20 protein-coding genes are annotated in these 25,186 nt (G+C 47.7%); 3 read left to right on the forward strand and 17 right to left on the reverse strand.

Annotated elements, in window-relative coordinates; genetic code table 11:
• Positions 1-21: 21 nt before the first annotated feature.
• From AC1TPC_RS02185 to AC1TPC_RS02225, 9 genes are all read right to left on the reverse strand, one after another.
• Positions 22-774 (reverse strand): amino acid ABC transporter ATP-binding protein, encoded by a 753-nt coding sequence (locus AC1TPC_RS02185; RefSeq protein WP_482065230.1) that lies wholly within the window; start codon positions 772-774, stop codon positions 22-24.
• On the reverse strand, positions 771-1,481 hold the full coding sequence (locus tag AC1TPC_RS02190; protein WP_482065231.1) for an amino acid ABC transporter permease: 711 nt from the start codon (positions 1,479-1,481) through the stop codon (positions 771-773). The genes AC1TPC_RS02185 and AC1TPC_RS02190 overlap by 4 nt, the downstream gene beginning before the upstream one ends.
• Positions 1,471-2,259: an amino acid ABC transporter permease gene (locus AC1TPC_RS02195; protein WP_482065232.1), complete on the reverse strand. Its 789-nt coding sequence runs from the start codon at positions 2,257-2,259 to the stop codon at positions 1,471-1,473. Before AC1TPC_RS02195 ends, AC1TPC_RS02190 begins: the two co-directional genes overlap by 11 nt.
• Before the next feature lie 27 nt (positions 2,260-2,286).
• Complete coding sequence (locus AC1TPC_RS02200; RefSeq protein WP_482065233.1) at positions 2,287-3,123, reverse strand: transporter substrate-binding domain-containing protein; 837 nt, start codon at positions 3,121-3,123, stop codon at positions 2,287-2,289.
• Between the two features lie 302 nt (positions 3,124-3,425).
• Positions 3,426-4,328 (reverse strand): LysR family transcriptional regulator, encoded by a 903-nt coding sequence (locus tag AC1TPC_RS02205; RefSeq protein ID WP_482065326.1) that lies wholly within the window; start codon positions 4,326-4,328, stop codon positions 3,426-3,428.
• Between the two features lie 182 nt (positions 4,329-4,510).
• Positions 4,511-5,044, reverse strand: a complete 534-nt coding sequence (locus AC1TPC_RS02210) for a DoxX family protein (protein ID WP_482065234.1) — start codon at positions 5,042-5,044, stop codon at positions 4,511-4,513.
• Positions 5,045-5,613: 569 nt separating this feature from the next.
• Positions 5,614-6,144, reverse strand: a complete 531-nt coding sequence (locus AC1TPC_RS02215; protein ID WP_482065235.1) for a DoxX family membrane protein — start codon at positions 6,142-6,144, stop codon at positions 5,614-5,616.
• A 558-nt stretch (positions 6,145-6,702) separates the two neighbouring features.
• The gene (locus AC1TPC_RS02220; RefSeq protein WP_482065236.1) at positions 6,703-6,990 is read right to left on the reverse strand and encodes a HesB/YadR/YfhF family protein; all 288 of its coding nucleotides are present in this window, start codon (positions 6,988-6,990) and stop codon (positions 6,703-6,705) included.
• 277 nt (positions 6,991-7,267) lie between these two features.
• Positions 7,268-8,209 (reverse strand): VanW family protein, encoded by a 942-nt coding sequence (locus AC1TPC_RS02225; RefSeq protein WP_482065237.1) that lies wholly within the window; start codon positions 8,207-8,209, stop codon positions 7,268-7,270.
• A 146-nt stretch (positions 8,210-8,355) separates the two neighbouring features.
• Here AC1TPC_RS02225 and AC1TPC_RS02230 point away from each other — a divergent pair, with 146 nt between their 5' ends.
• Together AC1TPC_RS02230 and AC1TPC_RS02235 are read left to right on the forward strand one after the other, a co-directional pair.
• Positions 8,356-9,555: a hypothetical protein gene (locus tag AC1TPC_RS02230; protein WP_482065238.1), complete on the forward strand. Its 1,200-nt coding sequence runs from the start codon at positions 8,356-8,358 to the stop codon at positions 9,553-9,555.
• 688 nt (positions 9,556-10,243) lie between these two features.
• On the forward strand, positions 10,244-10,459 hold the full coding sequence (locus AC1TPC_RS02235; protein WP_482065239.1) for a DUF6366 family protein: 216 nt from the start codon (positions 10,244-10,246) through the stop codon (positions 10,457-10,459).
• 55 nt (positions 10,460-10,514) lie between these two features.
• On the opposite strand, the gene AC1TPC_RS02240 is transcribed toward AC1TPC_RS02235, so the two are convergent.
• Entirely contained in the window at positions 10,515-11,330 is an 816-nt protein-coding gene (locus AC1TPC_RS02240) for a helix-turn-helix domain-containing protein (protein ID WP_482065240.1), read from the reverse strand.
• 112 nt (positions 11,331-11,442) lie between these two features.
• Here AC1TPC_RS02240 and AC1TPC_RS02245 point away from each other — a divergent pair, with 112 nt between their 5' ends.
• A complete protein-coding gene (locus AC1TPC_RS02245) occupies positions 11,443-12,252 on the forward strand; it encodes a phytanoyl-CoA dioxygenase family protein (RefSeq protein WP_482065241.1) in 810 nt (269 codons plus the stop codon).
• Positions 12,253-12,313: 61 nt separating this feature from the next.
• On the opposite strand, the gene AC1TPC_RS02250 is transcribed toward AC1TPC_RS02245, so the two are convergent.
• The 7 genes from AC1TPC_RS02250 to AC1TPC_RS02280 form a co-directional block, all read right to left on the reverse strand.
• Complete coding sequence (locus AC1TPC_RS02250; RefSeq protein ID WP_482065242.1) at positions 12,314-13,369, reverse strand: glycoside hydrolase family 88/105 protein; 1,056 nt, start codon at positions 13,367-13,369, stop codon at positions 12,314-12,316.
• Positions 13,370-13,413: 44 nt separating this feature from the next.
• A complete protein-coding gene (locus AC1TPC_RS02255) occupies positions 13,414-15,153 on the reverse strand; it encodes a hypothetical protein (RefSeq protein ID WP_482065243.1) in 1,740 nt (579 codons plus the stop codon).
• A 159-nt stretch (positions 15,154-15,312) separates the two neighbouring features.
• Entirely contained in the window at positions 15,313-19,065 is a 3,753-nt protein-coding gene (locus tag AC1TPC_RS02260; protein ID WP_482065244.1) for an Ig-like domain-containing protein, read from the reverse strand.
• An 83-nt stretch (positions 19,066-19,148) separates the two neighbouring features.
• Positions 19,149-20,738, reverse strand: a complete 1,590-nt coding sequence (locus AC1TPC_RS02265) for an extracellular solute-binding protein (RefSeq protein WP_482065327.1) — start codon at positions 20,736-20,738, stop codon at positions 19,149-19,151.
• Between the two features lie 25 nt (positions 20,739-20,763).
• Positions 20,764-21,660: a carbohydrate ABC transporter permease gene (locus tag AC1TPC_RS02270; RefSeq protein WP_482065245.1), complete on the reverse strand. Its 897-nt coding sequence runs from the start codon at positions 21,658-21,660 to the stop codon at positions 20,764-20,766.
• A 2-nt stretch (positions 21,661-21,662) separates the two neighbouring features.
• Complete coding sequence (locus AC1TPC_RS02275; RefSeq protein ID WP_482065328.1) at positions 21,663-22,520, reverse strand: ABC transporter permease; 858 nt, start codon at positions 22,518-22,520, stop codon at positions 21,663-21,665.
• Between the two features lie 258 nt (positions 22,521-22,778).
• A complete protein-coding gene (locus AC1TPC_RS02280; RefSeq protein ID WP_482065246.1) occupies positions 22,779-25,103 on the reverse strand; it encodes a helix-turn-helix domain-containing protein in 2,325 nt (774 codons plus the stop codon).
• Positions 25,104-25,186 lie beyond the last annotated feature (83 nt).

The raw sequence follows: 25,186 nt of genomic DNA on the forward strand, positions 1-25,186 counted from the left end.
ATTGATTCGCTCCTCTATTGGTTAGATGGAATAGACACCTTCAGGTGTGATCCGTTTCAAAAATTGCCTTGTTCTCTCTTCCTTTGGATCATTGAAAATCTCGCTTGGCTTGCCCTCTTCGACGATGACGCCGCCATCCATAAATACAACATGGCTGGCAACATCCTGCGCAAAGCCCATTTCATGCGTGGCGATAATCATCGTGATGCCTTCCTTCGCGATTTTGCGAATAACGCCAAGCACCTCGCCAACGAGCTCCGGATCAAGCGCCGAGGTTGGCTCGTCGAACAAGATGACCTCCGGATTTAGCGCAAGCGCACGAGCGATGCCAACGCGCTGCTGCTGTCCGCCGGAAAGCTCGCTCGGATAGGCATCCAGCTTGTTGCCAAGCCCAACCTTCTCGAGCAGCTCCACGCTTTTTTTGCGTGCCTCGTCCTTCGAGAGCTTCTTCACGATAACGAGACCTTCCATTACATTTTCCACAGCCGTCTTATGCCTGAATAGATTATATTGTTGAAAAACCATAGCCGTCTTCTGACGCAGCGTATGGATGTCTTTTTTGTCTGGACGCTTGCAGTTTACGTTAAAATCGTCAATGGAGATTTGGCCGTCATTTGGCCTCTCCAAGTAGTTGATGCAGCGAAGCAGCGTCGTTTTGCCGGAACCGCTCGGTCCAAGTATTGCAACGACCTCGCCTTTCTCAACGGTAAGGTCAATCCCCTTCAATACCTCATTGCGTCCAAAGCTCTTTCTAATTTGTGTCAGCTTAATCATGAAACACCGCCTCGGTTGTAAAGGTTAAAGCGCTTCTCGGCTAACGCGGTCAGCCGCTCAATAATAAAGGTTAATCCCCAGAAAATAAGGGCTGCTGCGAGGTAAGCCTCAAAAAACTTCCAATTCGTCGTGGCTACGATTTGCGCTTTTGCATTTATATCCACGACCGATACTGTAAATGCCAGCGTCGTCCCATGCAGCATGCCGATAACGGAATTCGATAAGTTAGGCAAGCTTGCTGCGAAGGCTTGCGGCAAAATAATTCTTCGCATAGCCTGTGAGGTCGTCATTCCAATGGAGTAGGCCGCTTCGATCTGTCCGCGATTAACGGCAAGGAGGCCTGATCTCACTACTTCCGACAAATAAGCGCCAGCTGTAATTGAGAATGAAATATAAGCGAACCCGATCATTGGAATAGAGATGGATCGAAACGATAAGCCAAGCGCTTCAGCTATTCCGTCAACAATAATCGGCAATCCGAAGTAGATGAGCAATAAATGGGTTAACATCGGTGTTCCTCGGATAAACGTTACATAGGATGCAGCGATGGGATGAAGGACAGGGACCTTATACAATCTTATGATCGCAATGGATGTTCCAATGATGAGACCGCAAAAAATGGAAACGGCCGTTATCGCCAAAGCTGTAGGCACCGCCGTTAACAGCTGAAGAAATGCCGTCCATATGAATGCAAAATCAAGCTTCATTTTCCCTGCCCCCTCTGCTAAAGCCCTGCCTTATTTCCAGCCACTTCGTTTTCCTTTTTCTCAAGCTGAGCTCCTTGTCATCCGAGGCCAAACGGCGCTCGTGCTTCAACAATTTGCGTTCTAGAAGATGGAACAGCTTCTCAAGTCCGAAGCTAATGACAAAGTAGATAATGGCAAGTGAGATATACGTTTCAATAAAATGTCTGGATATAATGGCGAGCGTCTGCGACTTGCCTGTCAACTCCATAATGCCAAGCGAGAAGGCGAGCGAAGTATCCTTCAAATTGGCAATGACCAGATTGGAGAGTACCGGAATCGAAATAGCGAGCGCTTGCGGAAGTACAATTCTAGTGAATGCTTGAAATCCCGTCATGCCAATCGCGTAGGCTGCTTCAACCTGTCCGCGGTCGACTGCGTTTACGCTGGCTCGGATCATCTCTGCCGCAGACGCTCCGATGTGCAAAGCATATGCCAGAATGACAAAATACAATGCCGGCACTTTAGCAACATCCAAGTTAAATTGCTTCAATATTTCAGGAAGGCCGTAATAAAACAAAAAAAGCTGAATCAATATGGGAGTTCCTCTAAAAAAAGAAAGGTATACTTGCGAAAACCGTCTTAGAACAGGTATCTTGTAAAGCTGGGGAAGGGCGACGATAAATCCGACGCCCAGACCAATTACGATAGAACTCACTACAATTAGAAGAGTGATTTTCAAAGTAGGCAGCAGCTTTACTAGATACTCGAACACATAGCTGATATCAAATGGTTCTCCCACCCTAGCATTCTCACCTTTCACTCGCGTTTATTTTTCTTTGGAAGTAAAGTCGTTGCCGAGCCATTCTGAGCTTAGTTTAGCTAGCGTACCGTCTGCTTTCAGCTCTCTAACTGCCTCATCGACCGCATCAGCAAGCTTCTTCTGTTCAGGATCATCTTTGCGGAACATAAACAAAATATCCGCTTCGCTCAGTGCCGGGCCTGTTGTTTTTAGTTCTTTCTTCGAATCGATGAGCGAGAGCGTGAAGTCAGCAGAAAGGAATGCTTCTACGCGCCCTGAGGCTACTTGCTCTACTTCATCGTTCGCGCCGCCGTTTTGGTACACGATTTCAATCGCGTTGTTGTTTGCTTTGTTATAGTTCTCCAGAATTGTCGAAGCCGCGCTCGTTGCCGTCGTCAATACTTTTTTGCCTTTAAGATCGTCCAGCGTTTGAACGGAATTATTGTCCTTCGCCACTACGATTTTGTTTCTCCAGTGCGCATATGGCTCTGAGCTGAACAAGTATTTCTGTTCGCGTTCTGGATTTTTCTCCATTTCGTGAGCAACCAGATCGATTTTTTTCGTTTCCAAGCTAAGAAGCAGGTTTGTAAATTCAAGTGTCTGGATATCGAACTCGTACGTTGGAAGACGTTTGTCGATTTCTCTTACAAGCTCTACGTCAAAACCAGTCAATTTGCCGCTCTCGTCAATAAAGCAAACTTGAGGAAATTGCGTTCCTGTGCCTACAACGATCTTCGTTACTTTTTCGGAAGCTTCTCCGCTTACTGGTTCTGCATTAGCTCCGGCATTATTTTCTTTGCTGCCGCAGCCTGCAAGCGTTAGTGTAAGGATAAGTGCGATTGATAAAATAAACAGTTTCTTCATTTTGTTCTCCCCCAAAATCAATTAGTTTTTGAATCCTTATAATTCCTACCTGTTAAGTAAGGATTAGCGTTGAACATACTTTACCATCTGATTGAGGACTTCGTCAATGCTATTCCTTATAGAGATCTTCTATAAGTGAATTAATATATCCGATTTCCTCCTACGCAATAAAAAAGCCCGCTGCTTCAGATAGAGCAGCGGACGAATAGGCTTAATTGCATTATTCCAATCGGCTTTACTGACATTACAAATGTATCATGGCAAACCGTCTTTTTGATAATAGAGCTTTTCTATAACAGCGATTAAATTGCCGATAAGCGCAAGCTTGCTTCCGCCATTTTCTTGCCGATTTCCGTAATGGCTTCTAGAAATTCAAGATGCTCCCCATGCTGCGAAATCAGATTGGTTTGCAAAGATATGCCCTCGGTTTCGGGAACGCGAATCGGATGCAGCTTGCCTTCTTGTATTTCCTGCTGGGCGCACAAGCCGGGTAGAAAGCCGATACCTGCCTTCTGAATAACGAGTTTTTTGGCCATTTCAGAATTATCGGTATGGAATTGAATATTGGGCGGTGACTCTAGATGTTCAAAGATGCGATGAATACGAAGCCAGTCTAAGGAGCCGCATTCAAAAAATACGAGCGACTGCTCCGCAATGGCTTCGATCGTCAGGTTTTCCGTCGTTAAAAAAGGATGCCCGTCATAGGCATACAGCCGGATCGGGTCCTCGTAAAATTTTGTTGATTGCAGGCTCGGATGAGTTACGTTGCGCACAAAGCCAATATCTACTTCTTTGCCCAGCACTTTATTCATAATCTCATCCGTTGTGCCGGTGACCAGCTTATAATGCGTATTGGGAAATTTCAGCTTTAAACGCGGCAACAGATCCGGAATAATATAATTGGAAACCGATACGGTGCAGCCGATTCGGAACTCATTCGGAAGCGACTTCTTCTGATTGATATGGTGCTTGCCCTTCTGATAAATAAGGAGCAGCTGCTGCGCGTATGGCAAGAAACGTTTGCCATCCTCTGTAATTTGAATCTGCTTGCCTTGCCGGTCGAACAGCTTGCAATCGAGCTCCTGCTCAAGCGATTTAATCCGGGCCGTTACGGAAGGCTGGGACAAATATAAGGCATCAGCCGCCTTATTGAAGCTCCCGCAATGGATAACGTAGACGAACGCCTCGATATTTTCAATATTGATAGGAAACACCCCTCGCTCACCTAATACCAACTAAACCAATAAGAATATATTAATTAAAAATAACAAACTAACCGTTCGCTGTCAATCAAACAATCGTTTAATCGCATCCCGTTCAGCTATTCCTTCTTTGATTTCAATACAAAAAGCCGTGAATGAACAATGTTCACTCACGGCTTACCTATCTATCGAGGGAATGTCTTATTGCTTGGATTGGTGTTACCGCTTCGGCCTCTGAATTTCTGAAACTGTTTACGCAGATACGGAAGGATAAAGAAATCGCAGCCGAACTTTCCAGCGTTCGCACCAGCCACGAATACGAGCATCCCGATCAGCATAAGCCATGGGTTAGTCGATACGGTGCCTGCGAACATGAACATAAAATTCATCAATATTCCAAAGAATGCTGCAGCTGTCGTAAGCGCGCCTAGAATAAGTCCAAGCCCTACCAGAAATTCGCCAAAAGGAATGAGTATATTAATGATTTTGGCATTCGGCAGTGCAAAATGCTCGAGAAAGGCTGTAAATGTCGGATAAACTAATTCATTGGTGCCCTTATCCACTACAGGATTTCCAATTGCACCCTTCAAAAACCCGCTTGCATCGAAGCCGCCTAGCTTATGCCAGCCCGCGCTCAGCCATTGCCAGCCCAAGTATACGCGCAATATTAGCATTAACGCTGCTGCATATTTATTTTCACTTAGCCATCTGATCACCATGAGGTTCAGCTCCTTTTTTTATGATCTATTTTCACTATAAGCTTTATTCAACTGCCTGTATGTGATTTATTTCACAATAAAAATGGTATTGACGCCCTATAGCTGTGATGTTAGGCTCGCTTGCCCTTGCCACACCTTTAGTTTAGGGTATTCTTTTCCATTTTGTATGTCGGGGAACTCCCTTTACTATGGCTGCATAACACGCTTCCTTATGATGTGAGGATTGGAGATGAATCAGGATTCAGGGGCTGCGGCTTTTTTTTCAGAGGAAAATTTCGAGAAGCTAAACGGATCATGTACACCAAAAAAGTAGAAGTGAACGGGTATCTATTTCAAGAGGGCGAATCGGCAGTCCAAGCCTGAATAACCCCATGGAGTTTTATACCGCGATTGAGACAATGCTCGAACTCCGGTCTAAAGTAAAATTTATCTTCTGGAATGATACGATTCTTCCACAATAGCATTAGAAAGAAACCTCCATCAAAGTGGGTAGTTAATACTTCAACAGAGGTCAACGGAAAGAAAAAAAAGCCGTAGAATGAACAATGTTCACTCACGGCTTAAGATAATTATTGAGGGTATGCTTTATTCCCTAAATTTGTATCATCGTTACGGCCTCTTAATTTCTGAAACAGCGTTCGCAGATACGGAAGTACAAAGAAATCACAGCCAAATTTTCCTGCGTTCGCCCCTGCCACGAATATGATCATTCCGATCAGTATAAACCAAGGGTTAATCGATACGGAGCCTGCGAACATGAACATGAAGTTCATCAATAGTCCAAAGAATGCTGCAGCTGTTGTAAGCGCGCCTAGGATAAGTCCAAGCCCAACCAACAATTCGCCAAAAGGAATGAGTATATTAATGACTTTGATATTCGGCAGTGCAACATGCTCAAGAAACGCGATGTATGTCGGATAAACTAATTCATTAGTGCCCTTATCCACTACGGGATTTCCGATAGCGCCCTTCAAAAATCCGCTTGCGTCAAACCCCCCTAGCTTTCCCCAGCCTCCGCTCAGCCATTTCCAACCCAAGTATACCCTCAGTACAAGCAGTAAACCCGCCGCATACTTGTTTTCATTTAACCATTTAATCACCTTGAATCCGCTCCTTTTTTTACTGTTCTATATTCAATAAACTTGTTGTGCTGCAAATTTGCGACCCATTTTCACCATAAATGGACAGCATATTGCAAGCCTGCTTATAAAGTCGTTTTGTATGCCGAAATCGTTTCAATAAGATTCTTTAGCTTTTTTTGCAAAACGATGGAGCGCGCCTTCCTCGTTAATCGGAATATCGAGTCCTTCTCTCACCCATTGGCGATCGTCGACATATAGGATATTGATAAGCTGAAGGGGAGTGACATACATCTGGAGGTTAAGCAAGCTTCCAATTGATGGGACTATGAAACAGGATACAGGGGTTGCTGATTTTTTCAGAGGAAATTTCGCGAAGCCAAAAGAGGCATGTCTACCAAACAAGCAGCAGCTCACGGGTAACCTAGTATTTCGCTCAATTTCGCTGAATGAGCACCGATTAACGGGAGTTTTTCCAGCTGAATGGTCTATCAGGCTTCTCTGAGGAAAATGAGATGGAGTAATTCCTGTTAAGCTTATGCAGTTGAAAAAATTAGAGGACGCTGCCTAGTTTACGATTTATTCCACAGTCATTTTGATTTCTTCGTACTTCTCGTCAAATGAGATCCGGAGCGACTTATTTTCCAAATACCACAAATTATCTTCTTCTATATAATAAGTAATGCCTTCTACGTCATCGCTTAAACCAATATTCCTTGGTTCATCCTTCGTAACGCCAAGCGAAAGACCCGGGTGAATGCTGCCACAGCCTCCCAAGCGGACATAGATCCGAACCGACTCCCCATCCGTTAAACCCATTTCTGTCTTATACCAGTGTGCCGCCGACTGTTCCACTACCAATTTCATCGCCGCCATCTCCTTTTGCTTCTGTCTCTCTCCATCATCACGAATATGCCCAATGGTGTCAACCCTTCAATGGCAGCTGACACTAATATTCTAGTACGAATGTCATTTAAATCGTAAACTACTTTTGGATAGATTCTTATTAATTATCATATTAATTTCTATCATGAAAGAATCGGGAATAATCAATTTCGTAATCTTTACAGCACCAATCAGGATCACAAAAAAAGCAAACCTGCCACAACTGGATTGCTCTTTTTCACCGTTTTGCTTCATTTTCTTAATCGATTTTCCGCTTCGAGCCGCTGGCATCCATCTCTGACTTGACTTCCTCAGGCAGCTTTTTCGAGGCACTTGGCACTTGTCTGGTCTTCTCGTTAATATCTTCTGATGAGCAGATGACGATGCTCACCTGACCGCCGCTCGCATAGGAGCGAATCAGAATCGGCTGATCGTATTTATTTTGGAATACAAAGTCAGGGCCGTACCAGCTCACGGTCGCATCGCGGCCGGGGGGGACATATTTTACATTTCGGCTGTGGGAATAACGTTTGATAATTTTGAGACCGGCACGGTCCACTGCATTGTATAGCGTGGACGATATTTGGCAAATGCCGCCGCCAACATCCTCCGACATCTCTCCTCTAACGATTACCGGAGCTTGCAAGTACCCCTTTTCCTTCGTTCTTTTTCCAACAACCTCATTAAACGAAAAATTTTCATTAGGAAATACAACATAATTATTGATTGCTCTTGCAGCTAAACTAACATTATGAGACCGATTTTTATTGCTGGCATTGTAATATGTAGCATATTGCCCAATTCTTTTAACCTTTATCGCCGATAAAAGCTCACTATCCACTCTCGGATAAACCGTCAACATGGGAACCTCCAGCTTCGAGAATCCCCCTTCAAATATAAAGCTGTAAAATTGCTCCGTAAACCTTTTCCGGTCGAGCCTGCTTCCCGCATGCTCAGCCACTATTCTTCCGACGCCATCAAGCGTCGCGTTAACCGGCGGCTTCTGCACTTGCTTTTCTAAATCATCCATAAATACATTTAGCTTGTCCTGATCAATCAGCGGTACGCCAGGAAGTGAATCGCTGAACTGAGCCCGATTCATCTCTATAATGGCATTGCCATCTTGCTCGATGATCAAAGGATCGGGATAATGTCCTTGCTGAAGCAACATCAATATGGCTAAAATCCACTGAAGTCCCATTACCGTTGATCCCCCCCATATGGTTAGTATGATTAGTATCCGAGCTAGTATGAATCATTTTGATCATAACCATACACGAATTTGTCTACATAATTAACAGCTGTATAGTTGAAAATAAATAGAGCCGTTAGGATGGAGGGGAGCGCGTGAAACGAACTTGGAGGCAAGGATCTGTCGTTTTTACGATAACGTCAATGCTCATTGCCACACTGTTCTTGCAGTTGTTACAGCCACATTCCGCATCAGCGTATGCGTTGAACCAGAAGCCTAAAAAATCAGATCAGAAGCTTCATCAAGACATGCTAACGATAACCGTTCGATCAAGCCCGCATGCTGCATTTATAAGTGATCTTCAAATAGAAAGCCGCGAAATGAATGCCGCTTTGCTTGAAGCGAAGCAAATAGCTGTTGCAAAAACCGCGGTTTTCCCCGATATTGATATCGCGCTATTGCAGAAGGATGGCGTGAAACATTATCGCTTGGAGCATTCTGGACAGCTTTGGAACGAGTCAACTGCTGTAAGAACGATTTTGCCGAAAAAAATTGCCGATAAGCTTGTGCGATTAGCGAATGGACTTCGCGTCCATCATTATGGACGATTGATTTCATGGCAGGAGTCGCAGCAATTGCTTCCGAACAAAAGTATATTTTCGGTGACTGAGCTCGAAACAGGGTTATCCTTTCAGGTGCAGCGGCGGGCAGGAAGCGACCACGCCGACGTTCAGCCCTTAACAAAGGAAGATACTCGCATTATGAAGCAGATTTATAATGACAGATGGAGCTGGAAGAGAAAGGCGGTGCTGATTCACTCAGGCGACGCTTGGATAGCAGCTTCTATGAACGGCATGCCGCATGGCGGGGACGGCATTCCAGAGAACGGCTTCTCCGGCCACTTCTGCATTCACTTTCAGGGCAGCTCGACGCACAAGTCAGATAACCCGGATCCAGCCCATCAGATGATGGTGCATAAGGCTGCTGGACAAGTACAGTCTTATTTGGACTCCTCCACCCCACTAGTATTAGCGAGAAGCTTCATTGAAATGCTGTATCATCAGGATCATGAAATGCTGATTCTGCTTGGCAAGGACTTGCCCAAGGAGGAGCTCGCTTCCTTCATGCAGCTCACGGAAACGCTGGTTTCGATAAGGGAGCAAACTCCGCCAAAGGCTAAAGGTAAGGAATTGCAGTCAGATGACAGCAATCTTGGCGAAGCATTAACGACTGAAATCAAGCTGCCCGTTTCGATTCATCAGTTAAACATGCCTCGTGATAATGGATATTACACTTTTATTTTCAAAAGAGAGTCAGCTAAGTCGCCTTGGCGGATTCAAGATATAGCCAGCTAATCCATTTGCGAAAAAAAGTCCCCATAGCTCGGTGATCCCACTGTCATGCAGGAGCTCACTCTCTATGGGGATCTTATCTTTCACTATTCCACTGCCACCCGTCAGCTTCATATTAGCGAGCTCAGTTGATCGGTGCCATTACCGCCATATCCTGCCGCGTATTCAACTCATTAACACGAGTAGCCCATGTTTGTGGTCATTAAGAACACATATGCTCTTAAAGCCATGGAGTAGCCAATATTTATGGTCTTTAAGCACACCTGTGTGCTTAAAGTGTGAAATCGGCGTGGATGTACAGTGAAAAAACCACTTTAAGCACACATATGCTCTTAAAGCCATGGAGTAGCCAATATTTATGGTCTTTAAGCACACCTGTGTGCTTAAAACGTGAATGAAAGCATTGTGCTGTGGTGTGCGCACACAGCATGCATGCCAACTGCGTTAATCCCTTCACCTTGCTTAGCAGCAAAACAAATAAACAGCGCCTATTCGTTTTCTTTATGTACATTTCTTTTACACCACATAATTATAAATAAAAAAAGCAGACTCTCCACTGGCCGGCTTGTTTGAACGATGGTCTCCTGTTCGTCTAACCATAAATTTGTAAAAGTATAGTGTATAATAAAAGAAAAACAAGCTGCTCTTGATGAAGAAACGTGGCAGGTTTTTACTAGGAGGCGGTTATTAAATGGACTATCGAAAAGAAACACCTGAAGAACAAAGGGAACGTTTAAGACAAGAGGAATTAAAAAATAACCCTTTTGGTACATATAGTGATGGAGTTAACCGTGCTGAATTTGGAAGTTTAACTGGTTTAGTTGGCGGTTTGCGATGGAAAGGAACCGGAATTATCATTTTATTATTGGTTATAGGGTATATAATCTATAAATTACTGAATGTCTGACCTGCTCCTGCTCGGTAGCCATATGGCTTACCAAACGTGAATCGGCGAGCCATCGTTAAATCGTATACGTTTTCCGATAAGCCGAAGGGTTGATGCTGAACATTCGCTTGAAGCTTTTGCTCAAATGATGCTCATCCGTGAACCCGCACTGCTCCGCGATCTGTGCCAGCGTTAAGGACGAGTTGACAAGGAGAAGCTTCACCTTATCCATTCTGAGATTAGCGGCATACACGTTCGGCGTCATTCGAAACTCCTGCTTAAACAGCCTGGTCAATTGCACTTGGCTAATGCTGAGCTCGATTGCGATCGATTTCAAGGATACACCCGCTTCCGCTTGCTGCTGAAGCAGTTGCACCGCGCGCTGCAGGAGCGGATTCTCGCTGTACAAAAGATTGATTTTGCGATTATAGCTTTCGATCTGATAGACATACAACAAATCCTTCAGCAAATGATTCTTGTAATCCTGCACAAGACTTGCCTTCACATAGCTAGCTTCGCGAAATAGAGAAAGAGTAGAATTCATTCTTTTATTATTCAGCATAACGAGCTTTCCAATAGGAGGCGAAGCGGCATGCTCCTTCTCCTTCTCCTTCTCCTCATGACCATTCAAGGCATCCCTCCACCGGAAGCCGATAAGATGAAAGGACAAGCCGTTTGTTTTGCGGTAAAAGGTCATTTCCGGTGGACAGAGCACCATTTCTCCCTTTACGGCCCTCTCGCTCACATTTCCCATTTTATATTCGAAGCTGCCCTCATCAACAATGAATAATGCCCAGTGATCGTAAGTATCCTCCGTCTTCTGGAAATGCGCAGCATCCTTCACGAACACATGGTAAATGAGCTCAGGCTCACGAAACCGATTGTGGTCCAACTTCGCCACTCCTCTACTGAAATTATATACAAGAGATACGACTATTCCATACATTATACAGTGTTCACTTGTCATATATAATTAAATTAATTACAAGTAGGAGGAGAGGCTAATGCGTACGGCTGCGTTAAATATTCCTGAATTGATGAACCGTTTTAATGAACAAGGTTACTTGGTTTTGCCGGATATATTGTCACAGGAAAAGGTAGCCCGCTTGAATGCGGCTATCGATGAGGTCCTCGCAGAAGAGCAGGATACACTTGCCCATAATATTTATAATAGCGTCGCCCGGCACGCGGAGATTGCCTCCTTGATCGATCAAGCGGAAATTCTTCCCTTAATCGTAAATTTGCTCGGCCACAATATTCAGCTGCATATCTCCCATCTAACGGTAAGAAAACCTAATCCAAATGATATAAAAACCGCATCCCACAGCTTTATCGACTGGCATCAAGACGGTCCTCATCCGCAGTTTCCGGTCATTGCTGGGTTGACGGCTACTTATTATATTAAAGTCTGCTATATTTTGAGCGATATGTCGCAGCCGAGCCGCGGCAATACGAAGGTCATTCCGGGCAGCCATAAGAAACCGTACAATCCGAACCATAAGGATGTACGACAGCAGCTGGATGGAGAGGTACAGGTATGCGGCAAGCCGGGTGATGTGTTTATTTTCGCGCAAAATCTATGGCATGCCGGCTCGATCAATCAATCGGAATTCACAAGAAGACAGCTGTTTCTCGGCTACAGCCCGATCTGGATGCGCCCGATCGACTATCATCAAGCAGACGAGAGTCTCTTGAAGGATGCCGATCCGATTCGCCGCCAGCTGCTTGGACAAATCAGCGACAATAAATTCAAATATTATGTTCCTGATGAGTCGATGGTGCCGCTCAAATCGATGCTGATAGGAAACGTCTAATTACCGGATTCAAACAAGGACCGCTTGCTCGCAAAATGGCGATGCAAACGGTCCTTTTCGATTAGCTCGAGATGTCCGACAGCTCCGACAGCAGCATGAGCACGAGCCCTTGGCCGTAAAGCGTCGGATAACAAGGGATGTCATTGTAAGCCTCGATTGTAGGCATGATCGGCGTGCCGCCTGAAGCGCCCGTAACCTCCCCGCTCGGCGCTACTTTGAGCATAATGGCGTCTGCCGCACGGTATGCCGCATTCAAGCAAGAAGCGTCAAGCAACCCTTGACGCACCGCTTTCACAATACCGCAGGCAATACCGGCGCTGCCAGATGTTTCGGTGTAAAAGTCGGGTCGATCCAGCACTGTAGCCCAAAGGCCATCTGATTGCTGGAAACGAATGAGGCTGCGCATAAGCAATTGATAGCGCTCAAGCGTTTCCTTCGGGACAGCCGCCAAGTCCTCCAGCTCTTCCAGTATCATCGGCACTGCTGCCGCTATCCATCCATTGGCTCTCGTCCACCGAGCGGCCGAAAGATGGTTTCGAGCCTCCGAGTTCCAGCCATGAAACAGCACTCCCGTTTCCTTATCCTGAAGCAGGCTTAAGTGCAACTCCAGCTGGCGAACGGCTTCCTTCGCATAGGCTGCATCTCCAGTGAGCCTTGAGAGCCTAGCCAAAAACATAACTGCCATAAATATCGTATCCGCCCAAACCTGCTCCGGGAATTTCACGTTTTCCGTAACGGTGTGCTCGAAAGCGCCTTCCCTTGTACGGGGCGCTTCCGACAGCATCCATTGTCCGATTCGCTTTGCTGTCTCCAAATAAACAGGGTAATGCGTATGCTCATAAAGCGCCGGAAAAACCGTATAGGGAGCCATTGCATTAATAACCTTCACCTGCTCAGCAAGGTGTAAATTATTTTGCGACCAGCGTATTAGCTCCGGCAGCGCTTCTGCTTCACCCGTTAGCTCATAATAGGATAAAATCGCGATGACGCCAACTCCCGGCACCCAGTCCCAATGGTTGAGATCCATGCCCCAGCTGCCGGAATGATCCTGCAGCATATAGCGATAAACACGATCAGCTGTTTGCTTTACCGTTTCAGACGATAACTTCGTTTGCATGACATCGATCCCTTCTCCGCAAAATGTTAGATCTCAGCTCATTTTCACGACTTCGATGATGCAGCAGGCTTCAGTCCAAGGGATAGCCTGATTGGATCGTCATTCAACAAAGCTTGCTGCTTGCCAGCAAAACTAGCGATCACAGCATCTTCCCGAGACTCTACCGTAATCTCTGGCTCTTCTTCGCCAATAACTAACGAGAATAGCACTGCAGCTTTGCTCATAGCATCGAAATCAAGCGTACATTCCTCACCTGCATGCAAAATAAGATCAAAGCAAATGATGTCGCTGTCCCTCGTGAGCTCCCATTTATAGTCGCCGCTTCGCTTCTTATCCTGATCCAGCCCGGCTTCAAAAGCCGCAAACAAGGTGCGTAAACTCACTTTACAGCCGCCAATCATTGCTGCTGCCCTTTCACCATCTGCTTCCGAGCTTACATGCTCCAAGCAGCCTCCAAGCTCTATGCGAATTCGAAAATCGGATGCTTCGATGCTGCCTTTAATTTGATCGAGACTCGGATGCGTGTCTCCCCCATCCGTTAGAAAACGGATGCCCAGCAGCAGCCGGTTCTCCTCTACTCTGCTGTTCAATACAGCCGAGCAATAATCATAGCCGTCATGCAGGACGCGCAGCTTCAAATAAGCCGCCTCTCCCCCATTGTCGAAATAGACAAGCAGCGGACGCGTTTGATTCCACATAATTTCCTCGCTGGACACACCTATCGCAAAGGCAGATGTCATATACGTCGTTGCCCATTTCTCCTGACCGGTGTGCTCATTTCGGGAATAAAGCTGATGGAGCTGCCTTTCCTCCGATTGGGTGAAATACGGCAAAAACGGCTGCGGACAGCGAATGCCGCTCCCAAACCATTCCGCATCATAAGGCTGCTCCTTCTCAAATGTAAAGCGAGCCGTATGATCCGTAGCAATCTGTAAAAACGACTTCGCGATATCCGTAAGTAGCGTACTGTAGCTGCGGCTGTGCGGGCCGGACCATTGCTTCGTTGCCGGATGAAAATGCTCAGCCACCATGCGCCAAACCCCATTGAGCAAATCCTCCGCCATTTTTTTGGCCTGCGTGCTCGCCGTTAATGTATAAATTTTGGACAGCTCAGTGATGGCGATAACCGAATAAGTAGGGCTGTTGAATTCATGGAACGTGCCAAGCTGACTCGTATAAGCATGAAGCCTCTCCAGCCTTCGAATACCGTAATCGGCGAAACTTGGCTGGCCGTAGGCTTCACCCGCGATAAGCGTGACGAATGCGCTCATTAGCGCGATATTCGTATAGTGAGGACCAACATCCCTCTTGATGATGGCATCGCATGCGCAAAAAACAGACTGACGGATCTGCTCCCGCAGCTCCTTTGGCAGCTTTTCGCCATGCCGGACTTCGATTTGGACGAGCTGTTTGCCGCAAAAGTCTGCCCAGTTCCAGTCTGGCGGAGACATTTTTTCCAGCGGCTCCTCATAAAACCATGACCATATGCCATATGTGTCGTTTGCAGGATTTTGGTCTTGCAGCGAAATCACTTGGCGGATGACAGCAAAGGCACGCACTGTACTGCTTGGCACCTCGCTGTCAAGCAGAGCCAGCGCATAGAGAATAGATGGATAAGTAGGATGAACAAGCGGGAACTCCTCTGCCGTTAGCGTCGTATGGTAGCCGGGACTATGAAAGGGCACCTTCAGCATATTTACTTCCGGGTCAAAACGCTCCTCCCAATTATGGATTTTTCCGAGCAGCAGCGGCTTATGATCGATTGGATTGTCTGTCCTATCCATATTTCCCATCCTCTCTTATTACGATATCCTCGCAGTCGCTGGCAAGCAGTCTTGGGCAGACAGAGAGCAGACCGCTGTAAAAGCGAACTGCTCTCTCCTGACGTTCTACTTGTATCCGTTAACTGTCGTGGTATGGAGCACAATCATCAGGTTATGGAGTCATAAGCTCTGCTCATCTCCTGCCATTCTCCGGTTTGCGGTTACTGGCGCGGAGTCAGTTGGCGCAGGAGTCACTGGATTCGGCGCAGCTTCAGGCACCTCCGGGTCAGACGATGCGCTAGGCGCCGGTGTTGCGCTAGGCGCTGGTGTTGCGCTAGGCCCTGGCTCTACTGCTCCAGTAGGTACAGGCGTCCCCGCCTCCGGTTCAATGACTGGAGCCTCTGCGACCGTAACGACGCAGCTCGCTGTAAACAAACCGTCCGTTGTCGTCGCCGTTATCGTTGCCGTACCCGCTCCTACCGCCGTTACTTCCCCTCCACTTACTGTTGCTACATTCGGATCGCTTGTGGTCCATGTTACCTCTTTATTCGCTGCATTCTCTGGCGTTATCGCTGCAAGCAAAGCAGCCGCTGGATCGCCGACCGCTAATTCAAGTGTGCTCCTGTCAAGCGTGATCCCGTTAATGCCTACCTCTGCCTGCCCGCCGATCAGCATCGGCTTGAATAGTTTAGACTGCTTATTGGACCCAATTCCACCGCCCCATTCCAGCCACCCTTTTCGGCCGTTGCCGTCATTCTCGTTCACAAGCGCGGACAAGCTCAGAATTCCGTCACTCGGAGCGATCGGCGACAATTCCGTCCAAGGCAATGCGAGCTGGTAGATCGTATCCTTGCTTGCTTCATCCCTCGTAATCTCAAGCTGGCGATTCGCAATCGGCCCGGTCAGCACGCCGGTCATCGCCATCCACCGATATAATTCCGGTCCGTTTGGCGTCAGCGCCATTCCATATTCGTACCATTCAGCTGCCTCTCCCGGCGTTCCCAAGGAAATGGCGAATTGCATGCTGTCTCCGCTCCAAATGGCATCTCCTGTTTTGGTTTGAGTGAATTGATCGTCATGAATCTTCGCTGACAGGTACAGGTAATCGTTATCGTAAGTGATCCAAAGATTGCCGCTTAGATCCTCCGGGCCATTATGCGGTACAACTCTTGAATTGCCTTCCTCAAACAGGTCGATGCCAGGCAGATCATTCACATCGTCCAGCGACCCATCCACCTGCACGGTACGGTTAATGATTGGCGTCATGCTGGCTACAGCGACATTTTTCAAATTGCCTGACAAAGACAATACGGTGCCATCCTCCAAATAGACGGTAAGCTGATGAGGCGTTAATGTGCCTGCTGGCAATGACGGTATCGGCAGATCAATCGTGTAATCCGAAAAGCCAGGCAAAACCGTATCATACGTTTCTGATTCGGTTGTCTCGCCCACCTGCCAATCGATCTGCGTCAGTCGCCTATCTATCGGTTTCGTATTGTCGATTCGAACTCTTAGAAAGTCGCTGCCCTCCTTCAGCACATGCTTGGCGAAAAGCTCCTCCGATTGCTTGACCACCACCGTATTTTTTAACTTGCCGACCTTTTTGCCTCCAATAACAAGCTCCGCTGTCGCTGTGTAGCTGCCCGGCTCGCTTATTCCCGGAAATACGGAATTATAGGTGCCGACTGCGGAAGCCTGTATGTTTTGAACCGCTCCCTGCAATTGAATGCGAGCCTTGACCGGCTGCCATGAGGAAGCTTTGTATACGGATAGCGTTACGCTTACGGGATCGTCTGTAAAGTACGGCTCGCTCTTAAGCTCGTATTTACTGCCTTGAACGACTTTATCGATTTTCCCTTGGACAAATAATGGTTCCTTGGAAGCCGTAATATAAATTTCCCCGTCCTTTGGCGTGTAGGTTGACGAGCGTCCCATCATGTCTGTTACGACTAGCGATTCCTTTGTTTTGAGCGTCAGATTAGTTTCCGTATCCGTTCCTGACCAAAGCACATGAATGGTTTTCTCGCCTTTCTTAAATTTATAGCGATAGATGCCGCTCGTAATCTCCTGGCCTGTTAAGCTTGCGCCTGTCAACTGCCGCGCTACCGTCGCCAGCGCAACATAACCCGGCTTTGGCGTATAGGCGCCGAGCGGATCTCCGCCATTATGAATGATGCCGAAATTATGCTCGTTATACTTCTTATCCGTTCCGTCGTCCATCAGATCGTACCAGAAGATTTTCTCCACGCCCGCTGCCATTCCGAGTACATACGTGCGTATCAAATACGCAGCCTGTGTTTTCTCATCCACTCCGCGAGGGTCAAGCTGCGTCGGCCAGCCAATCTCTGAGAACCAGATCGGCTTCGTCTGCCCGTTGTTATACGTCTTCACCAGCTGGTTTAATGAAGCTACCTCACTGAGCAAGCCTTCTGGCTTGTCGGGGTATCGGTAAGGGTGTACGGACAAGGTATCCATATAATTTAATCCGCCCAGCTCAAACAAATCCTCCAGCCACTCGGTCGGAATGCCTGCGGTTGCTCCGCCAAGCACATTCAAATCCGGACGCACCTCCTTGGCAGCCTCGTAGCCTGCTTTCATCAGATTGAAGTATACATCTGGCCTTGAAGCGGCAGGGCCATTCCCGCCAAATCCGGGCAGGTTGAACTCATTCCACATTTCTCCCCATTTGATTTGGCCGCCGAATCGGTTCAGTAACGATTTTGTATAATTTGCATAAGCAGCGTGGGCTTCTGCTGAATAAGGCGTTTGGAAATTATCGTAAAATTGATTGGAAAATGCGAAGGTCATAAGCGGATCGATGCTGTTCTCGAGCAAACCTTCCATGTAGAGGGTGAATTTTGGGTTATAGGTGTAAATGCCTTTTTTGAGCTCGATTTCGGACCAGAACATCGCATCCCGCACGCTTTTGGCGCCTGCATATTTGACGAGCGGAATCATCTCGCGGTTCCAACTATGGGCAAAATGCGTCTGCACGCCAAATGGTGATGCCGTCACCGCCGACAAATCAAAGGCGGGTACTGTCGCGAAGGTCGTCTCTGTTGTTTTGAGCAAAGTCCCCGATTGGTAAGCGGAGAGCTTTAAGCGGTAATAGCCGTCTGACTGAACCGGCACCTCCAGCCGGAGCTTGCCTCCGGTTACCGGAGCGTTTCCGGAAGAGTCAGGCTCTCCCCAAGCATCATAGGTTTGCCATGTGACGGTGTCCCCGGTCGTTAGAACATCAAAGATGCCTTTGTTCTTACCCGGGAAAACGTTGCCGACCTGCGTTTGGGCAATGGCAAGATCAGGTACCGCAACCTTGATTCTGAGATCGTCGAACCATACAGATCCGCTTTTAAGCCCCGTGCGCAAGCCGGCCCGTGCAACCTTGATCGTCATCTTCTTCAGCGACGGATGCCAAGCGCCGTCATTGGCACCTCCCCAGTGCGTATATTCACTGCCGGAATTAAAGGCATTAACGGTAACCTTTTGCCAATCCGTCGTCGGTTGAAGCACTAGCCTTTGCGAATGGTTTTGGTTAGTGCCGTCCATTAGAACAAGATAGATCGATGAAGCATCCGCTGTCTTTACCCAGAAGGATAAGCTCACAGCATCCCCCGGAACGATCCGTTTCGTCAGATACCGCTCCAATGCGACGTAAGAGCCCCCGCCATTGAAATCTCCGGTCACTTTGGCTGAGGAAAGTCCTGTTTGAAACGCGGATGGATCTCTTGTGAAGCTTCCTTGCGCCCCGGGGAATTCGGCTCCAAGCAGAAAGTCCCATACTTCATCGGAGTTTTCGTAGTCACCTGCCTGCAGCTCTGCGAATACCGCTTCCGCAGCCGCTGCCGGTTCATTATCGCCAAGCATACCGGATGCTGTCATGATCAATGCAAAGACGAGGAATAATGAAATTGCTTTTTTCATTATCATCATTTTCCATCCATCCTTTGCTACTCGAATCGGCGATTAACCCTTCCCGCAGAGCCAATATGGAAATACGGGAAGAGCCTTCCCCTCTACTTCAAATGATCTTTGTTCGTCTCATACCATTCCTGCACCAGCTTCTCAACATTTTCCCCGCCCAAGCGCTTCCATTCCTTGCGAATATCGTCCATTCCGGCCTGCGGCGTAAGCGCGCCTCCACCGGTGACGATTTTTGCTTCAATTTGCTGCGCGATCGGAGCGAACGTAGCAATCAGCTGACTCACCTCAGGAATATCAGGATTATAGGCAATGTCCCGCCGATATTTGTTTTTCATCGCTACTTCCAAGCCAGCCGCCTTAAGCTCTGCCTGCTCCTGGGAGATCGGGTCTTGGGCAGCCATGACCGCATACCATTCCGGCTTCGGATCCCATTCGTTCAGGATCGCGTATTCCCTTGCATAGAACACCTCTTTTTTGAACTGATCAGCATCGGTCTTCTGCGGAACTTCGCCTACGAGCTTATAGTGGACGTCCTTCTCCCCGATTCTGAGCGGCTCCCAGCCCTTCTCCAGCATCCAATCCAAAAATTTGACACCTGCTTCGATTTTGTCCTCTTTCATGTTTGTATTAAAAGCAATATACATGTTGGCCGGCACTTCCTGATAAAGACCGTTTTTTCCATACTTCGATGCGACTGGCTCCAGCGGCACGACTTTGGCATCCGGAACGTTTTTCTTCAAATCGACAAACTCCGCGCCCATCGACCATGAGCCGAGAAAGATGCCGGATTTTCCAGTCGTCCACAGCTGAAGCGAGCGCTGAAAATTCGTATCCGTAATATATTCCTTATCAATCAAGCCTTCGTCAAAAAGCTGCTTCTGCAAAGCTAGCGAATCGGTATACCGGTCCTGTATCCGGCCGAACGTGAGCTTGCCATCTTCCAGATACCATTGGTTCTCGTTATTGAAGAAGAGCGCCCTTAAAATTTGCACGCCATTGTAATTGAAGGTGATTGGCACCGTGTCCGCGCTGCCGTTGCCGTCTGGATCGCCTTCCTTGAATTTGCGGGCAACCTCAACTAATTCTTCTACTGTTGTTGGAGCTTTCAAGCCCAGCTTATCCAGCCAGTCCTGACGAATCATAATGCCGTGGTTGGCGATCGTTTCCTGTCCGCGCGCGCTTGCAATCGCATACATTTTTCCGTTGATCGTCAAGAAGGGCTTTAATTCCGGATGCTTCTCCAAATAAGCTTTGTACGTCGTGCTGTACTTTTCAATATACTCGTCAATCGGCTGGATCGCGCCCTGAGCAGCGAGCTGGCTGATGTAGCTGCGGTCATATTCCCATATCAGATCCGGCGCCGTGCCCGATGCGATCAGCGTATTCAATTTCTGCTGCACCTGCGTGCGCGGAACGGGTACCCATTTCACCTCGGCAGGAGCATTCTCATTGATCCACTTCGTCCAGCGGTTGTTTTCGTAGCTGCCTTCCTCGGTTGCCACTTCGCCCCGATCCAGGATGGAGACGCTGATCTCTTTCTTTTGCTCTACGACTGGCGCATCGGTTTCGTTCGGCGCAGCGGAAGGCTTGCTCGGCTCGGAGGTTTTCCCCGTGCAGCCAGCCAGCAGTACAACAACTAAGCTTGCCGTCATGATCAAATTGCGGATTTTGTTCATTTTCATCACACACATCATCCCCTTTTCCCTATCAACCTTTAACCGAACCGATTAATACGCCTTTCACAAAATGCTTCTGAAGAAACGGATATACGCACAGAATCGGCGTAACCGCAATAACGATAGCTGCCGCTTTAATGCCCTCAGGCGTCAGCAAAATTTGCCCAGCGCCCTCGCTGCCACCGGAATTGTTAAGCAGGCTTGCATCCACTTGATTGATCATTTGATACAGCTTCACCATCAAGGACTGCGACGTCGTTTTCGTAATATAGAGAAGAACGCTGAAATAAGAATTCCACCAGCCTACGGCGTAGAACAGCGACAAGGACGCGATGATCGGCTTGCATAATGGAAGCATGATCTGCATTAAGACCCGCCAATCTCCCGCTCCGTCCATAGCAGCCGACTCTTCGATCTCCTCCGGCAGCCCTTCCATGAAAGTCTTCATGACGAACATGTTATACGTGCTGACCAGGCTTGGCAGCCACAATGCCCAGTATGTGTCCATTAAGCCTAACGTTTTAACGAGAATGAAGCTCGGAATGATTCCCGAAACGAATAGCATTGTGAATGTAATGAACAGAAGCAGTCCGCTGCGTCCCATCAGGCGGCGTCTTGAGAGCGGATAGGCGGCAAGTATCGTCATGAGCATGTTGAAGGCGGTGCCCACAATCGTAATCAGGACCGTATTTCGCAAACCGATCAAGATTTGTCCGTCATCAAACAGCCGATCGTAGGCATGCAGGTTGAATTCAATCGGCCACAGCAGCACTTCTCCGGCTGTAATCGCCCGGCTGCTGCTGAAGGAAGCCGCTACCTCGTACCAAAGCGGGAACAGGGCGATTAAGGACGAGAGACCAAGAAACGCATAAAGGATGATTTTGCCGATCGAAGACAGCGCGGCGGCGGCTGAAGCATTCCTTTTCACCGTTACCATAACCCCCTTTCGCCGAATCTGCGGATCAGCCCGTTAACGCCCACGACAAGAATAAAGCCGATTAAAGACTGGAATAAGCCGAGCGCCGTCGTATAGCTGTAATTCATATTTTGCAAGCCGACCCGGTATACGTAGGTGCTGATGACATCCGCTACGTCCAGCACGGATTGATTTTGCAGCACGAGTGTTTGCTCGAGGCCAACATCCATCATATGCCCCATGCGGAGGATCAATAAAATGGCAATCGTGCTGCGAATGCCTGGAAGCGTAATATGCCAAATTTGCTTCAGCTTGTTTGCTCCGTCGATTTTGGCCGCTTCATAAAGTTGGGGATCGATCGAAGCCATCGCTGCCAAATAGAGAATCGTCCCCCAGCCCGCGTCGCGCCAAATACCGGATACCGTATAGACGACAGGCCACCAAGTCGAGTCTGCCATAAAATAAACGGGCTCTATGCCAAATTGTTTTAGAATCAGATTTACGACGCCTGTACTCGGCGATAGAATCGCGATCACAATTCCGCCCAGTACAACCCAAGAGATGAAGTGAGGCAAATACAACAGGTTCTGCACCGTTCTTTTGTACCACTCTCTACGTACCTCATTAAGCAGCAGGGCAAGCAGGATAGGCACCGGAAAGCCAAACACTAGACTGTAAATGTTCAGCAGCAGCGTATTGCGAAGAATTCTCCAAAAATCCAAGCTTGCGAACAGCATTTGAAAATGTTGAAAACCGACCCACTCGCTCCCCCATATGCCATCAATAAAACGGTAATTTTTGAACGCGATGATTTCGCCTGCCATCGGTGCGTATTTAAAGAGCACGTAAAACAAGATGACAGGCAAAAGCATCAAATATAAGTGCCGATCCCGCTTAAGCCGTATCCAAATCGTCCTCCCCCCCTTTATCCTCTTCTGTTTACGATTTGATCGTACACAAAGCGCAGGAGGCTGAATATAGACATGTTCTGTACCTGGTGTCTTTTATTGTTAAAGGGAAGGTCACCTTTCTTGAACTGGTTCATTATTTTGCTGTGACACAAGAGAAACCGCGTCATTACAAGGGAAAGACCGGGGCACCGCTTCCGCATCGGAAGTTAGCCGCCGTTCTTACGCCTCAGTCGATTCTTGCTCCGATAAATTGCTGATGGCATGCTCACGGTACTCTGTCGGTGTCATTCCCGTATATTTCTTGAACGTCCTAAGGAAGCTTCGCGTATTCATATATCCGATCGCCTCGGCGATATCGTTCACCTTCCTATCCTTATCCAGCAGAAGCGCCTTGGACGCGTCGATTCGAATTTCGATCAGATAGTCGATGAAATTTCGTTCGGTGTATTCTTTAAACTGCTTGCTGATATAGGTCGGGCTCAAATGAAACTGTTCGGCCAGCCGATCTAGGGACAAATCATTTTCATGGTAATGGCTTTGTATGTAGGTAAGCATCCGATCAATCGTGTCATTCTTTCCTCTTTGGCTTCGCTTGCTCGAAAGCTTGGCTGCCAGCTCTTCAAGGACGAAGAGAACGAGGCCCTCCGCTTGCTTCCAATCTTCACTGCGTTCGATTTTCTCATAGATGCTGTCCAGGTTGCCCATGGACTCCTCGGGGCCGATCCCGATCGAATCGGCGACCTGCAGCGCCTTCACGATTAAGTCGAACGAAAACTGGCGGATCAAGTCGGGAGGCAGGCCGAGCTCCACCGCCTTCTGAAAGGCTTGATGCACATCCTCCTTCATCTTGTCCGTATCCGCCCTCTTGAGCGCCTCCATAATTCGGCTCGCCTTTCGATTCAAACGGTAATAATCCTGACTGTCCAGCGGCTGTAAGTCCTCGATCGAGATAACGGAATGGCTGCCAAAAAGCATCTTGTAGCGGAGCGCCTTGCGCGATTCGCCGTAGGAGCTCTGAATTTCGCTCAATTCCTTGACGCCTCTTCCGACGCCGACCGTTGCGATTAAACCGAATTGCTTCTTAATGACCTCGAGTATCAGTTCCAAAATAGCGAGCGCGCGCAAATGATTCTGTTCCGCTTCGCCTTCCGCAAAGCTGAAGACCAGCGCGGCTCGTCCCCCTCCCAAATCGATAGCGGCACCCGCATTTTCTTTGCCCATCAGCTCTTCTGCCACATTGCAAAACACATACGTATAAAGCGTTTCATCCCGCGCGCTCAAGCTCCCTTCTGCTTTGCCGATCTCCGCCGTGCAGACAAGGAAGCGCTCCGGGTACAGCGTGATCCCGGTAAATTCAAGATGATGCCGCAAAGCTTGATAGTCCGTCCGGTAGCCGGTCAGCAAATCCATAATCAATCTCCACTTGAGCACCGATTTTGAATCCCGCACATGCTTCTCCAAATGCTCCCGATCCTGCATCATTTTCTCGAACACCGTCTCCAAATAGTTGAACCCGGCCGTATCAAATCGGTTATTCTTATCCGGTTGATAAGTGCCTGACAGCTTGCCGACAAGGCGGTCGAGCGGCTTGAAGGTTAAGCGATTGACATAGAACAATACGATAAGAGCAAGGATGACCATGCCGCCTGCCAAAATAAACAGCAGATTGCGTGTTAGCTGGAGCGGCTCGTAAATTTGAGATTCCGGCATGATGCTGACCATCTTCCAGCCCGTATACGCGGAGGTTCGGTAAAAAACCGTTTGCGGAACGCCGTCCAGCTTGATTGACAAGGAACCACTGCCCTCTTCCGAAAGGACGTTTTTGATGTAAGGGAGCTGTTTAAGATTTTGATAAAGCATCGTTTTATCGTCATGGCTGACGACTTTCCCATCCGCGTCAAAAATAAATAAATGGCCTGCCGTGCTGTACTCATAAACAGATTTGATCATGCTGTACAGCACGTTCTCGCTAATATTGACGGCAACTATGCCGTTGCGGTATCCCGGGCTGCTGAGCGTTGGATAGGAACGCACCAGCGTGACAACGTTTTGAGTCGTCGTTCCGTCCCACACCGGATGGGTCGTTATCCATTTGAAATAGCCTGGCATGTCCATATAGGCAGCCAGCCAATTATCAACTGGAGAAATGTCATTCATATAAGCCTTTTCGGTCAAAATATCGCCGTTTACAGCAGAATAAACGAAGATGGATGAGAAATTAGGGTTCGCATTAATAAAGTTTTTTAATTTGGTCGTTAGACCATAATAGTTGCTGTACTTTTGGGCATCGTCATCATAGCTGTCAAGCATGAAATAAACGAATTCAAGCTCTTCCATGAGAGCTAGCAGATCCTTCTCGGTCTGACGAAATGCCACTTCGATCTTTTGATCCACCTGCTTGAGAAGAGCGAGATTCGTATTAGTCAGATCATCCTTGAGCGGGCCTACCGTGCCCTGATAGGACATCCAGAAGGTCAAAGCAATAATGAGCAGGAAAATGCTTCCGTAAATGATCATTACTTTTCCCGAAATGCTTGATTTCATCTTCAACCTCCTCACCGGATGCAGCCTGTTCATTCAAATATATGCATCAAAGGAGTTCGAGATTATCCTTTCACTATCTTTTT

The sequence above is a fragment of the Paenibacillus sp. Y280 genome (assembly GCF_056786335.1).